12 protein-coding genes are annotated in these 13,826 nt (G+C 36.1%); 6 read left to right on the forward strand and 6 right to left on the reverse strand.

The features are described 5' to 3' along the window. Nucleotides 1-389 precede the first annotated feature (389 nt). The 3 genes from FEE95_RS12440 to FEE95_RS12450 all read right to left on the reverse strand — a co-directional run bounded on the left by FEE95_RS12440 (nucleotide 390) and on the right by FEE95_RS12450 (nucleotide 3,443). Nucleotides 390-1,436 carry a leishmanolysin-related zinc metalloendopeptidase gene (locus tag FEE95_RS12440; RefSeq protein WP_138658269.1) on the reverse strand — a complete coding sequence of 349 codons (1,047 nt, stop codon included), beginning with the start codon at nucleotides 1,434-1,436 and terminating at the stop codon, nucleotides 390-392. Nucleotides 1,437-1,663: 227 nt separating this feature from the next. Further along, nucleotides 1,664-2,368: a LytR/AlgR family response regulator transcription factor gene (locus tag FEE95_RS12445; RefSeq protein WP_138658270.1), complete on the reverse strand. Its 705-nt coding sequence runs from the start codon at nucleotides 2,366-2,368 to the stop codon at nucleotides 1,664-1,666. Then, entirely contained in the window at nucleotides 2,361-3,443 is a 1,083-nt protein-coding gene (locus FEE95_RS12450; RefSeq protein WP_138658271.1) for a sensor histidine kinase, read from the reverse strand. Before FEE95_RS12450 ends, FEE95_RS12445 begins: the two co-directional genes overlap by 8 nt. Nucleotides 3,444-3,652: 209 nt before the next feature. On the opposite strand from FEE95_RS12450, the gene FEE95_RS12455 reads away from it, so the two are divergent. Both FEE95_RS12455 and FEE95_RS12460 read left to right on the forward strand, forming a co-directional pair. Then, on the forward strand, nucleotides 3,653-4,615 hold the full coding sequence (locus FEE95_RS12455; RefSeq protein ID WP_138658272.1) for an ankyrin repeat domain-containing protein: 963 nt from the start codon (nucleotides 3,653-3,655) through the stop codon (nucleotides 4,613-4,615). A gap of 24 nt (nucleotides 4,616-4,639) precedes the next feature. After that, nucleotides 4,640-6,043, forward strand: a complete 1,404-nt coding sequence (locus tag FEE95_RS12460) for a serine hydrolase domain-containing protein (RefSeq protein ID WP_138658273.1) — start codon at nucleotides 4,640-4,642, stop codon at nucleotides 6,041-6,043. Nucleotides 6,044-6,163: 120 nt separating this feature from the next. On the opposite strand, the gene FEE95_RS12465 is transcribed toward FEE95_RS12460, so the two are convergent. Then, nucleotides 6,164-8,149: a serine hydrolase gene (locus tag FEE95_RS12465; protein WP_138658274.1), complete on the reverse strand. Its 1,986-nt coding sequence runs from the start codon at nucleotides 8,147-8,149 to the stop codon at nucleotides 6,164-6,166. A gap of 222 nt (nucleotides 8,150-8,371) precedes the next feature. Here FEE95_RS12465 and FEE95_RS12470 point away from each other — a divergent pair, with 222 nt between their 5' ends. From FEE95_RS12470 to FEE95_RS12480, 3 genes are all read left to right on the forward strand, one after another. Beyond that, a complete protein-coding gene (locus tag FEE95_RS12470) occupies nucleotides 8,372-9,388 on the forward strand; it encodes a sensor histidine kinase (RefSeq protein ID WP_138658275.1) in 1,017 nt (338 codons plus the stop codon). Next, nucleotides 9,385-10,080, forward strand: a complete 696-nt coding sequence (locus tag FEE95_RS12475) for a LytR/AlgR family response regulator transcription factor (protein ID WP_138658276.1) — start codon at nucleotides 9,385-9,387, stop codon at nucleotides 10,078-10,080. Before FEE95_RS12470 ends, FEE95_RS12475 begins: the two co-directional genes overlap by 4 nt. Before the next feature lie 230 nt (nucleotides 10,081-10,310). Beyond that, nucleotides 10,311-11,135: a hypothetical protein gene (locus FEE95_RS12480; protein WP_138658277.1), complete on the forward strand. Its 825-nt coding sequence runs from the start codon at nucleotides 10,311-10,313 to the stop codon at nucleotides 11,133-11,135. 62 nt (nucleotides 11,136-11,197) lie between these two features. Here FEE95_RS12480 and FEE95_RS12485 read toward each other — a convergent pair whose 3' ends face one another. Then, complete coding sequence (locus tag FEE95_RS12485; protein WP_138658278.1) at nucleotides 11,198-12,076, reverse strand: LamG-like jellyroll fold domain-containing protein; 879 nt, start codon at nucleotides 12,074-12,076, stop codon at nucleotides 11,198-11,200. A gap of 28 nt (nucleotides 12,077-12,104) precedes the next feature. Then, nucleotides 12,105-12,800: an aspartate/glutamate racemase family protein gene (locus tag FEE95_RS12490; protein ID WP_138658279.1), complete on the reverse strand. Its 696-nt coding sequence runs from the start codon at nucleotides 12,798-12,800 to the stop codon at nucleotides 12,105-12,107. A gap of 146 nt (nucleotides 12,801-12,946) precedes the next feature. On the opposite strand from FEE95_RS12490, the gene FEE95_RS12495 reads away from it, so the two are divergent. Further along, entirely contained in the window at nucleotides 12,947-13,816 is an 870-nt protein-coding gene (locus tag FEE95_RS12495; protein ID WP_238474568.1) for a LysR family transcriptional regulator, read from the forward strand. Nucleotides 13,817-13,826 lie beyond the last annotated feature (10 nt).

Here is a 13,826-nt window from a genome sequence, read left to right on the forward strand (position 1 = left end):
GCTGATGACGAACAGCAGAGCGGCCAAAAAGTAAGTAGCCTTACTTTTATTTTTTACTATAATAGCAAAATATATACTCAGAAAAAGACCATTAAAGACGCCTAAAGCACTAAAAAAGAATAATATCTGATTTTCAAAATTCAAATTTCAATTTTATTCGAAATATAAAACTTATTAGTCCAATATTCTAAAATGTTTATTAATAATCCCATTCCATGCACCTGCCTGTCTGCTGATATCAAATAGGAATAAGCTATAAGTAATCTGAACAAATTACAAATTAAAAAAGAGCCTGTAAAGCAACCTATCAATAGTTGCTACAAGCTCTTTTTTGTTACTTTTTAATACTTGAATGGGTTTTTTAACAATCAAGTAGTTTAGAACCTTTCTTATTTTTTCTTCTTCATATTTACGAAACCTACAGGCTGAAGTAATTCTTCCATACCAGCAATATGAAGACCTTCTTCGGAGTTTGAAGATTTAGCGGCTACACCAGGTGTTCCTTTAGGTAAATCATAAGATTCTCCAACCGAGGCTGAACCATAACCTAAATCTTTCATCGAACCTGCCGTGATTCTACTTAGAGGATTTTCACCCAAGTTCAAGAAACCTGTCATTAATTCATTATTTAAAGCTGCTTCATCCCAGTGACCAAATCTTGTTCCGGGACCAAAATCACCTTCAATGGGCAATTCTAGAGTACCGCCTTCGGCGTTCCAGAAAACATTTGCTTTTCTACCTGCAAAGTATGGTTGTTCAAAAGTACCAGCGAGGAGATTTCTTGAGAAATTAAAATCTGGAGCATTAATATTCCATAGTGTACCCACACCTAATACATGACCCATTTCATGAACAATTACTTCCTCGAATAAATCCAGCTCTTCTAAGAAGTCCAGGTCTGCGACATCAAAGAACATAATTCCAGACAATGTTAGAAAATCATCAGTTCGCACAAATCTTGGTCCTGCTTGACCGAGAATATTACCAGGACCATCAATCGGAGCCAATGCAACTTCAATAATAATGTCATCTACTACTCCTTCGTCCACTAAGGGAGGAAAGCCCTCAAAAGCTGAAGGAAGCGTACCAGTAAATGATGGTTCGTCTTTAATGATAATTCTTTCCCATCGCGCTGCCGCCGCTTCAAATACCTCTACCTGTCTTGGTGTTGGCGGTAATAAATAACTCAAAGTTATGTTGAACCGTCCACGGTCAACACCAGGTGCTTGGGTAGTTTTAAGTGCGTCTGTACCTAAATCATCAATTATAATTGGGTCTGGAGAAGGAGTTTTTAAGGCAATGGTAAGTTCTTGTGAACTAGGCACTGCAACAGTTTCGTCAGGCAAGGTCTCCTCGGAACAAGATGTTAAAAGCAAACTGCTGAAAACAAACCCATAACCAATTAGCCTTAGGGATCTTTTTAATGTGTTCTTCATAATAAATAAAGTGTTAATGGTTAAAAATTATAGCATTAGCTCCTTTCGAGCTGTTGTTAAATTTAAAACAACTAACAAACAATTGCAATAATTTTATAACGATTTATTGTATTTTAATCCATTCCACACACCAACCTGCCTGTCGGCAGGTATCAAATAACAATAAGTTATTTCTAATTTAGGTCAATTCCTAGCCTAAAAAGTGATTTATTGTCTCCTTACGAACATTACTCATTTTTTAAAAAACCCATTACAGTCTCTTTATAACTGGAGCCAATTGGTAATTCCCTATCGTTGATTTCTACATCTACTTTTGTAAATGCGGTCACTTTTTTGGTATTAACGATAAAGGAGCGATGTATGCGTAAAAATTCAGCAGGTAACTTCGCCGCAAAACTGGTGATAGCTTCTTTAGTTACTACACTCTTATTAGTAGCATGAATTTGGACATAATCTTTCATACTTTCCACATACGTGATATCGTCAAATTCAAGTTTTATAAACTTTTTATTGGCGTTTACGTAGATATGATTGTCACGAGGAATTTCTTCAGGATCATTGTTTGCTGTAATTGGTAGCTGCACCATAGTTTTATACTTGTTGATGGCTTTAAGGAAACGGCTGAATGCTATCGGCTTTAATAGATAATCAACAACATCTAATTCGTAACTTTCAATAGCATAGTTTCGATAGGCCGTTGTGAAAATTACCTTGGGCGCAAGGGCAATGTTCTTCACAAAGTCAATTCCTGATAATACGGGCATTTCAATATCTAAAAAAATGAGGTCTATTTTCTCGTTTCTTATGGTTTCCAAAGACTCCACAGGGTTGGCGAAGCTGCCGACTACATGCATTTCCGATAGTTGCGCAAGGTGCATTTTCAATACTTCTATAGCCAAAGGCTCATCATCGATGATAAGGCATCTAATCATTTAGTTCTGTATTTAAATTAACCGACAAACGTACGCAATAGCTTTTTTTTGTTTCCTCAATGTCCAAAGTATGATTATCCGGGTAGGCCAGTGCCAATTGACGTCTTAAATTAACCGTTCCAATACCCTTCCCCTCTTGTATTTTAGGAGCTACATTTGCCGTCTTGGTATTAAATATTTCAAAACTTAGCAGGTTTGAAGTTGCTTTTAAATCAATTTTTATACGTGCTTTTTCCATACTTCCACTTACGCCATGTTTAAAGGCATTTTCAACCAAGGGCAATAGCAGCAAAGGTGGTATTTGTATATCGGTATCGGGGGTATTGTAGGCAAAGTCAATAGTTATTTTGTCACCATAGCGAAGGGTTTCCAATTCAATAAACCCCTGTATTAATTCAATTTCCTTAGAAATAGGTATCGAAGATTGATTACTTTGATACAATATAAAATCTAATAAGTCCGATAGCTTTAGCACTACTACAGGAGCCAAATCTGACTTTGAAAGCGTTAGAGCATATAGATTATTCAAGGTATTGAATAAAAAATGGGGTTGTATTTGCCCCTTTAAAAACCTGAGTTCATTTTTTACCTTTTCCTGTTGAAGCAGTTCTACCCGTTGCTTTTCTTCAAAGCGCGTTTTTACCGCTTTTATCAACATCATAATGAATGCGCATATATAGGTAGAAGTGAAATAGACTGAAAACAAATAGCCCGTATCCGATAGAATTTCCGTTATCGATTCTTGAACAAAATCTGTTCGAATAAAGGGCTCTACGATATGTACAATACTTATTCTACCTAATGCAGAAAATACATAAATAGAAACTAATAACGATAGCCCGAAAAAAAGATACTTCTTTTTGTATAATAATTGGGGCAACTGGTAATAGTTGAACACATAGGCTGCCAGTATTTGGGCAGGTAAAAATGCCAAATTGGTAATAAGATGTGGTCTTATAGTACCTGTGTTTAAGGCAGCCATGACTGTGAATAAACAGCTAAGGCCTGCCCAAAACAGCAAATGTTGAAGCCATCTTTTTTGAAAGACCTTATCTAAGAGTGATTGTTTTTTCATACCCTATAAAAGTAAGTATTTAAGCTACTTGCATGAATAGAAATCTATGAACGCATGCTTCTCACACCTGGAAAAGGGTTTTCTAATGACCAAATGCTTGGTGGGACAGAATCAACTTTTTAGAGGTCGGTTTGGCGCCTTGGTCGATTTTTAAATAAAGGAGTTGAACCCCCTGTTACATTTGTCTCATAATCATAAAACGAACAATCATGAAAACTTTATTTGTAACAATCATCTCATTGCTAGCAGTTACTAGCAGCCTTCGGGCACAAAAATGCAAAGACCTCTTAGTAAGTGTACAAAACGAAAATTATGAGCAAGTGAAAAGCTTGCTTAAAACCGTAAACCCCAATTGCGCTTACGATGGTCAAATACAACCAAGAACACCACTGGGAATGGCCGCGTCAAACGGTAATTTGGAAATTGGAAAATTGCTATTTGAAAAAGGTGCAAAAGCTAGCTATCGCTATAAAAGGGATGCTAGTGCGCTAATGATTGCGGCACAACGGGGAGATTATAACTTCTCAAAATACCTCATAGAAAAAGGAGCAAAAGTGAATCGAAAAGTAGATGGAGATGGTACTCCCTTGATGTCAGCGGTTAGTGGAGGCAATAAAGCAATTATTGCATTGCTTTTGGAATTAGGTGCAGACCCTAATGCAGAAGTTGAGGGTGATGGAAATGCCATCATGATGGCAGGAAAATATGATCAGCTCGAGATTTTAAACCTGTTATTGGCCCATTCAGGGGATATCGATAAAGAAACCGTTGGTGACGGTACAGCCTTGATACACGCAGCTGCACGTGGTAATATGACGATGGTAAAAGCCTTAGTGTCCCTTGGTGCAGATGTCGAAAAGTCTAGCGATCGAGATGGAAATCCGCTCATCATGGCCGCTAAATATGGCCATTTGGATGTGGTACGTTTTCTTGTTGATTCCGGTGCCGATGTGAATGTACATGTGCCAGGAGATGAAACTCCTCTTATTGGGGCTGCATGGAATGGACATTTAGATGTGGTTACATTCCTTGTTGAAAAAGGGGCAGACATTAATAAAACCGTTCGAGATAGTTATTCCATTCTTTCCGAAAGGAGAAATGCAATTAAAATGGCCAAGAGTGCAGGTCATGAAGAAGTTGTAGGATATCTAATCAGTAAAGGAGCAAAATAACAATTGCATTATAAATGAATTACCATGTATTATAAAATAATAGTTCCACTAATTCTTTTGTTTTTTCAAGGCCGTTTGAATAGTACAGCGCAAGAGGTAAAACCTGATTCCAAACGGGCTGAGCTTGAAAAACTGGCCAAGGTATTTTTACAGCAAACAAAGGCACCCGGAATTTCCATTGCCGTACGTAAAGATGGAAAAACCATCTACGCCGAGGGATTTGGGTATGCCAATGTTGAGGAGCGAATACTGATGGAACCTAATATTCTACTAAGAACCGCATCAGTGGCCAAAGTAATAACCGCAACCGCATTGGGCATTTTAGCAACGGAAGGGAAGCTTGATTTTGATGCACCTATAAAAAAGTATGTTCCCTATATTCCCAAAATTTATGCTGATTTAACTACGCGCCAATTAGCTGGTCATACCTCTGGAATGAAGCATAGACCAAAGGGTGAACGATTTAAAAAGAAGCAATACAACAACTTGCAAGAAACGGTATTGTTAATGAAAGCCCCGCTCCTATTTGAACCAGACACGGAATACAAATATTCAACACATGCCTATAACCTGCTCGGTGCCGTTATAGAAGGAGCCTCAGGTATGACCTATTTTGATTACATGAATGAAGCCGTTTTTAAGCCTTTGGGGATGACTAATACTTTTGTCGAGCATATAAATTCTCTTACTAAAAAAGACGCCCAATTGTATGCAATCAAAAATGGAAAAGTAGGTATAGATAAGCTTACCAATGCCAGCTATAAAGTACCTGGGGCAGGATTTAGAACTACACCAACCGATTTGGTTACGATGATGGACGCGTATTTGAATGGTATGATTACGAAAGGTATCACTGAGGAAATGTTCAAAAGCAATCAGTTAAAAAATGGCTCAAAAACCAGAGTTGGCATATCTTGGCGTTCCTCCATAGACCCTTTTGATAATGTAGTAATTGAGCACGCAGGTAGCTGGCGTGGTGCTAGAACGGTACTTGTGTACTATCCCAAAGAGAATATGAGCATTAGTATAATGCTCAATGCAGATTGTCCTGTACTTATAGAGGAAACCGCTCATCTTTTTGCCCAGGCTATTCGAAATAACACCAAAGAAGCATCCGCTATCAATTTGGTTAATGAAAGGATAGTATTGACCTTAAACTCCTCAAAAAAACAAGAAACTTATGAGGGGACATTTAGCTTTAATTCTGAAATTGGGTTACTAAAAACCAATAGTACTGGATATTTACAGGATAATCCTATCTTGTATTTAGGAAGTGCAAATGATTATGCACTAGCGACCTCGTTTGGTCTTCTATATGTACACCTCACAAGTGAAAAGGTTTTAAAAGGGCGCATTTTTGGGTATTACAATAGGCTTAATAAGAGTCCTAAAGATGAAATTCCCCTGGCGACTTTTGAAAATTTATGATGGCGACGAATTACTTCCATTTCGCATATAGTACACTCCCCGTTGCCATCGGCTCACGTAATGAATAAACCCGATACAATTTCGGGTTTATTAATATTAGGGTTACTGTTTTTATAAGCATTACTGCTTAACAAACGCAGGTATAATAATTTCAGAAATTTTGTTCATTATTTTATCATCTTCGCCATCATGGCCAGAAATTACCATGGTTAAATCAAGTTCTTCTATCACGATGACGCGTTGTCCTCCACCACCCCAAGCGAATGCAGCATCATAGCTTTTATCATTAACTTTTACAGGTGTTTGATACCAAAAATAACCATAACGATAGTCTTTAGGCATCCAATCTTGAGTGGGTTTTACAATTCCACTAGTAGCCTTGGCAAGATATGCTGCGGAAATAAGCTGCTCTCCGTCTAGTTTACCTTTATTGAGTACCAGATTACCTAATTTGAGCATATCCCGAGACATTATACTTACGCGCCACCCCGCTTCCGGTAAGCCGCTAATATGATTTGACCATTCAAAATTTGTAATATCGAGTTTGTCAAGTAGCTCAGTTTTGATAAAGTCTTGAGCTGTTCCCGGGACAACGGCATCAATGACTGTCATCACAAGCATAGGATTGAAATTGCCATACAAATACGTTTGAGATTCATTTGTTATAGGCTCACTTTGTTCAAGAAGCGTCTGAACCAACCCTTGCCCCTTTAATCGAAGGGAATCCAACTCAATTTCTTTCCATTTATCACTATCTATAGTCAATCCGCCTTGCATGGTCAATGCTTTATGGAGTGTGATTTTTTCGGCGCCTTTGGTCAATTTTTCAGGATTAACATCTTTTAGAAAGCGAATCAAAGGTTTGTCTAAATCTTCAATGGAGAGGTAACCCATTTGAATCGCTCTACCCAAGACCAAGCTGGTATATGCTTTCACAGCTGATGCTTGGCCGTGAGGCAAGTTGACACGGCCTTTTTTATAATAGGATTCAAAAACTAATTTGTTTTTATGTGAAATGAGCAGGGCGTCATAGTTTCCATACTTCCCTCTAAATATCTCTTGGGAAAGGCTGAGGATTTCGTTTATATCATTGCTATCTACGGATAAAGTATCAACCAATATTCCATCTTTTCTATCTTCAGGTGTTGTGCTAATAAATGGTTTGTTCAGATGAGGAATATCCCAGAATGAGACCTCAGGGTTTTTACTTGAAATAGGACTCATCATGGATGATAACCAAGCGACACTTTGCACAGCAACTCTTGGGAAAGCGGTGTCGTGGTCACCTTCCAAGGTTTTATTTTGTACAGATAAGCTTAAATTTTTTCTACCATCGAATAATTTTAAAAATTCGTCGATAGGTTCTGCCGTATCTTTTTCTAAAGTGCCATGGGCAATAAATACGTTAGCATGCAATGGAATGTTTTTATGGGATTTGGAAGCCTCCAATTTGGAGTTAATTTCAGTCAAGTACGGGATGAGACCTTTGTCCAATGGACTACCTAGAATGTAACTATCAAAAGTATCAGGTTTTGTCAGTAAAATATAAGCACCAAATGCCCCACTTAAGGAGTAGCCAAAATAGCTATGGCTGTTTGGGTCAGTATGATAGTTTTTTTCCACATATTGCATGACTTCATTGCGAATAAAGGCCAAGTGATTTTTAGCTTGACCAAATTTCAATTTGGGATGATTCGGGTTGGATTTTTCCCAGAATGAATAATCGGTAAATCGGCTGGCGTGCGCTCCATATTGTTCGTTTAAATCTTCAGCTATGTCCTTCTGCCAAGAAATTCCAACTAAAATTACATCTTCAAGCATGTATTCTGCCGCGCCAGAAAGCATTTCAAGATGCCACATAGCATCTGTATAATAAAGGACAGGATAGGTTTTGTTTTCATCCTCGGAATAATCTTCGGGCAACTCTATATAAAGTTCATAGTTTCGTGCTGTCCTTGAATCTTTTATTGGGACGACCTGAATTTGTGGTAATACCAAGGGAGTTCCTTCTTCATTTGATGAAATTGCTTTTACGTCATTTTCCTGACCAAAGGAAGAATTTGTAAATAGAATCAGGGTTAGTAATACTAGTTTAATTGCTCTCATGCATTTTCTTTTAATAGTGTTGCTGTATTCTTGAAAATATAAAATCCTTTAGGGAATTAAATGATTCCTAAAAATAGTCCATAATTCACGTGTGATTTTTGAAATTGTATAAACACAAGAATTAAATGACAAAACCATTTCGTCATTGATAAAAGCCTTTTGTAAGAAATTCAGAAGATTTGTAGTTGTAGATCGTATCTTTATTAGCTATTCAAATAGTTCATGTTTAAAAAATCCTTAAAGAATACCATACTCCTTAATATAGGTGCCTTTTTATTGGTAGCCATGCTTGAAATATTAGGTGGGTGGATATCCAGAGATAAATATGATAGCGATTATGCCTTTTATGTATGGCAGTTAGGGTTTGCAATAAGTATTATGGCGGTTATATGGGCCAATCATTTTATCCTTATCCCACTTTTTTATGATAAAAAAAAGTACTTTTTATATGGTCTGCTCCTTATAGGTACCATATTGCTAACCTCTTATTTAAAAGGATATTCTCCAACAAGCTGGGTTGGTGTCTATAAAATGTTCTTTTTTCTTATTTATACCACCGGAACTGGAATGGCTGCTTTTTTTCTGAGAAGAAGTATCCTATTTCGAAGAAAAAATGACGAGAAGGAAAAATTACAAAAAGAGATGGAGCTTAACTATTTAAAAGAACAGGTGAATCCACATTTTTTATTCAATTCATTGAATAGTATTTATTCATTGTCGAGACAGCAATCGCCTGAAACTCCCGATCTTGTGATGCAGCTTTCTGAGCTCATGCGATATCAATTGGAAAGTGCCAAAAAAGATACAGTCCTTTTAAAAGAAGAGCTTGAATTCATAGAAAATTATTTGTTACTTGAAGAGAAAAGGCTAAGCGGCAGATGCAACATAGAATATTTAATTAAAGGAACTATTAAACCATTAAGAATTGCTCCCATGCTACTCATTCCTTTTGTTGAAAATGCCATTAAACATGGGGCACAAAGTACCAATGAACAAAGCAATATTGATATTTTCGCCTCCTTGAAAAATTCGACACTTCATTTTTTAGTGCGCAACTCAAAGCCTTTAGGAAGTGTATCCGCTTCAGAAAGAAAAGGAATGGGGCTTGAGAATGTAAAAAGACGCTTAAATCTATTGTATCCTGGTTCTCACGAATTGAAAATCAAGGAAGCAGAAACTGAATATGACGTAAACTTATCCATAGATTTAACCGTTTCGGCCGTAAAGAATAAGGAATGATTAAAGTTGGAATCGTAGATGACGAAATTTTAGCACGTAAGGTGCTGGAAGAGTATTGCTCTAAAATTGAAACTATGGAACTGGCCATCAGCACAGGTAATCCACTTGAGTTTATCAATTTTATGCAGCAAAGCCAAGTCGATCTCATATTTCTGGATATTGAGATGCCCGAGCTGAATGGAATGGAAATATTACGGTCTATGTTACACCCCCCCAAGGTTATTCTCACTACGGCGTATTCTGAATATGCCTTAGAAAGTTATGACTACGGCGTGGTCGATTATTTATTAAAACCTATTAAGATTGAACGTTTTCTCAAGGCCATCAACAAAGTTTCAACTTCAAAGCTAGCTACTTCTAAAAAGCAAAGCGGAAGTGAAGATCTGCAGATAAAGCATGACGGCATTCCTGTCAATATTTCATTCAAATCAATTCTATATATTCAGAGTTTTGGTAATTATTTGAAAATTTTTACGGATTCGAGAATGTATCTTATTTCTGATACCCTTATTAATATCAGCACATTATTATCTGAAAATTTCCAACGTACCCATAAATCATATATTACCAATTTAGAAAGAGTTACAAAAGCTACTAGAACACATTTACTCCTTGAAAACAAAAAAATTCCTGTGAGTGCCATGTATAAAATTATTGTTCTTGAAAAATTAGAACTTTTGGCAAAATTGTAAAACTGTTCGTGCCATTCTAAATACTCCTGCCCTATCAAAAGTCAGTAAAAGAGCTTTTATTAATCGCGAGTTGTTTGTTAGTAAATGTGCTCATGAAGCCGGCAAACAACTTCGTTGCATAACCTCGTGAGAAGACCCCCTTTTGAAATTACAAAGTCAATAAACGTATAAGGTATTTCTCAAAACTGCAACATTTGCACTTTTTTCATGTCTTTATTAAAACCGACCCTATGAAAAATTTAATTTTTATCGTATTTCTATTTATTCTTTCATGTTCAATTAAGACAAAAAAACCCTCTGAGGTAACTGTAATTGGCACGGTTCACTTTCCCACAGAATATGTAAATGCTGATTCTATTTATAAGGCCTTACAAAGAGTGAAGCCTGATATAATTGCCATGGAAGCTGATTCATCTGTCTTTAACACTGACTTCAGTTTTAAAAAAACCTATGACGAAAATGAGTATAATGCAGTCTTGAAGTATTTAGAGTCTAACCCCGAAACCATGATTCGGCCTATTGGTTTTGAAGGTAGAAACGATTATAGAAAAAAGATAGGCATTTATTCAGAAGCCGGATTTGTATATGAAGCAATGTACGACTTATTGGATGATGAAAAACTTTCTAATCCGCATTCAGATATGCTCTTGCATTATGAGAATCTTTGGGCTGTTACTGAAGTTTTTAAAAAAGAAACCCTGACCAATATCAATCATTCATTTGTTGACCGGCTTATCGATTCGGTCAATGCCTATCAATATGTAAAAACACGGGATATTGTAAAAACAAGGCCTGAGTTTGAAATCAAAATTATGGGCGCTGATGGGGATTCAGTATCCTTGAAAAGCTATTTTGAAAAATGGATTCGGTTTGAAGGTACACAACGAAATGAGGCACTGGCAAATAATCTCATCCATTTAGTTGAACTGTATCCACAAAAAAGAATTGTAGCGCTTACTGGTTTTAAGCATCGCTCTTATATAATTAATAGTTTAAAAAGAGTTCAAAAAGAACTCGGATTTAATTATCAGGAGTTTTACGAATTTGAACAATAATATATTTTTCAGCAAACTATTTTAAAAATTCCGAAACAAGAATCCCTTACTGATACAAGCATTTAATTCTCATTATCTATTTCTTCATTTAACACCGATTTTAAGCCATTTTTAAGTTCGTAAATAGACTTTACTTCATCGGCATCTAACGGTATATCAAGAACTGAGAGCTCATCAATAAAACCAATGTAGCCAAGGCCTAACATGATTTTTCCTTCCTCGGGATCCCAGGTAAAGGGATCATTAATATCTTTTATTTTACCTTGAAGCTTACCGTTTATATATAATTTAAATTCAGATTTTGTTTTTGTATTTACCTTGGAAAAAACCATTGCAACATGTGTCCACGTTTTAGACTGAAATGGTGACGGATTTACTGTAACTGTGCGCTTTTCCCAATCGGCTTCATCGCTGTCATTATTCGGGTCCCATACCGCCAAATCACCCATGGCTCCATATCTAAATTGCCTCGGATTATGATCTGTAAAATCTACCCACAAACCTGCATCACTCCATTTAGAATCTGTAATGCAAATAGGATCGCAATAATGGGGCGCTAGTTCTTTGTTGGGGTCTAATCGTAACCAAAAAGATATGGTTCCGCTCCATGATGTATTATTGTAGCCTACATTTTTATATGCCTTATAAAAAATAGCCGAAGTTTTCGCCTCTTTAAAGTGAATTGCATCGCCACTAAGTCCTTTTTCTTTCGCTAAAACAACATTAGAATCGTTCAAACCAATGGTAGCCTTAGCTGCCTCTTTATAATTTTCAGCTGTATAGATATTTGCATCTCCAACGGCAATATCTGCAGTTATTTTTCCGTCAAAAGAACTGTAAAAAAGGACATGGTCTTTTAAAGGGTTATTTTGCGAAAAAGTGAGATTGGTCATTAGTACAAAGAATAACCCAGCGGTGGACAAAAGCCTATTTATTTTCATGATTTTTTACCAAGTATAAAGTTCATAGTTAATTTTTCACGCTCCATTCACTAGCTTTATAAGCGTGAATTTTTCCAGTATCAAATATGGGAATGGGTGAATCTAATTCTGAAATTAGAATCGGCAATTCTGTACAGCCAAGAATAACACCTTCTGCGCCCTGAATTTGCAATTTATTAATAATCTCAACAATTTTTTGTTTTGAATCTTCTGTAAATTGTCCTTTTACTAATTCTTTATAAATAATTTCATGAACTACCTGTCTATCATTCGTTTCAGGAATCGGAACTTCAAGTCCGAAATCATTTATCAAGGTCTTTGTATAAAAATCTTTTTCCATAGTAAATTTTGTACCTAATAAGCCTACTTTTTTTAAACCTAAGTCGCGTATGGCTTCACCAGTAGTTGTAGCAATATGCAAAAAAGGAATATTTATGTTTTCAGAGATATAGTGACTTACTAAATGTATGGTGTTCGTACAAAGTAGAATAATATCTGCACCTGCCCTTTCTAGATTTTGCGCCGCTTGTTTCATAAGCTCTCCAATGGCCTTCCAATCACTTTTAAACGTTAACTTTTCAATTTCTGAAAAATCTACAGATACCATTACACATTTTGCCGAATGTGAGCCTCCTAATAAACCTTTTACATTGGTATTTAAAAACTCATAATACAGTTTTGAGGATTCCCAACTCATACCACCTATCAAACCTATTGTTTTCATACATGTCTTTTGTTCGAAATTATTGATATCATAAACACTTTAATGGAAAGTAGATTGAATACTTTTGGGGTCATAGTTGATATTTTTTCAACTACATAGATTATTCAGTCTTGTATCTTTGACATATGGAGTTAAAATATTTCAGATTGATAAAAACCATTACAGAGGAAGGTAGTATTGCCAATGCTACTGAGCGCCTCTTTTTAACGCAGTCAGCTTTAAGTCATCAGTTACGTGAGTTAGAAGATCGATTAGGTTTTAAGGTTTTTCATAGAACAAGGAATACATGGGAACTTACCCAAGAAGGTTCAGAACTGTATAAATTGGCTAATAAGCTATTCGCATCTATCGATGAAGGTTTTAGCATCATAAAACATATTAAAGAAGGTTCGAAAGGTTCCATTAAGTTAAGTGCTGAATGTCAATCCTTTTTTCATTCGATTCCGGCTTTTATTCAAAAAATGGCAATTCTTTATCCAGAAATTGACATAGATGTTTCCCTTGGGGCAACCCATCAAACCATATCACAAGTACTATCTGAGGATATAGACATTGCTATTGTGACATCAAAACCCGAATCAGACGACCTTTTAAGTTTACCCATATTCAAAGATGAAGTTCTTGCCATTATGCACCAAGAGCATCATTTAAATAAGCTAGAATATCTAGATGCAAGTCATTTTGAAAATGTGCATTTGTTGATTAATTCTTTCCCATTGGAAGGAGTTGCCGTTTATGAAAAATTTCTAAAACCCAATAAAATAAATCCTATTAAAATTTCCGCAATTCCGTTTACAGAAATCACCTTATCAATGATAAACGCCAACATGGGAATTATGTGTGCTCCACAATGGCAATTAGGTCCGTTTAAATTATCCAAAGAATTGGTATTTAAACGTATTGGAAAAAATGGTTTAAAACGAAAACATTACTTGGTTGTAAAAAAGGAACATCGTAATAAAAAGTATATACACGATTTCATATCTAGTTTTGAAGAAGATTTTTCAGTGGAATAACCATTTCCAA

It is taken from the genome of Maribacter algarum (ex Zhang et al. 2020), assembly GCF_005885635.1.
Taxonomy (GTDB): domain Bacteria; phylum Bacteroidota; class Bacteroidia; order Flavobacteriales; family Flavobacteriaceae; genus Maribacter_C; species Maribacter_C algarum.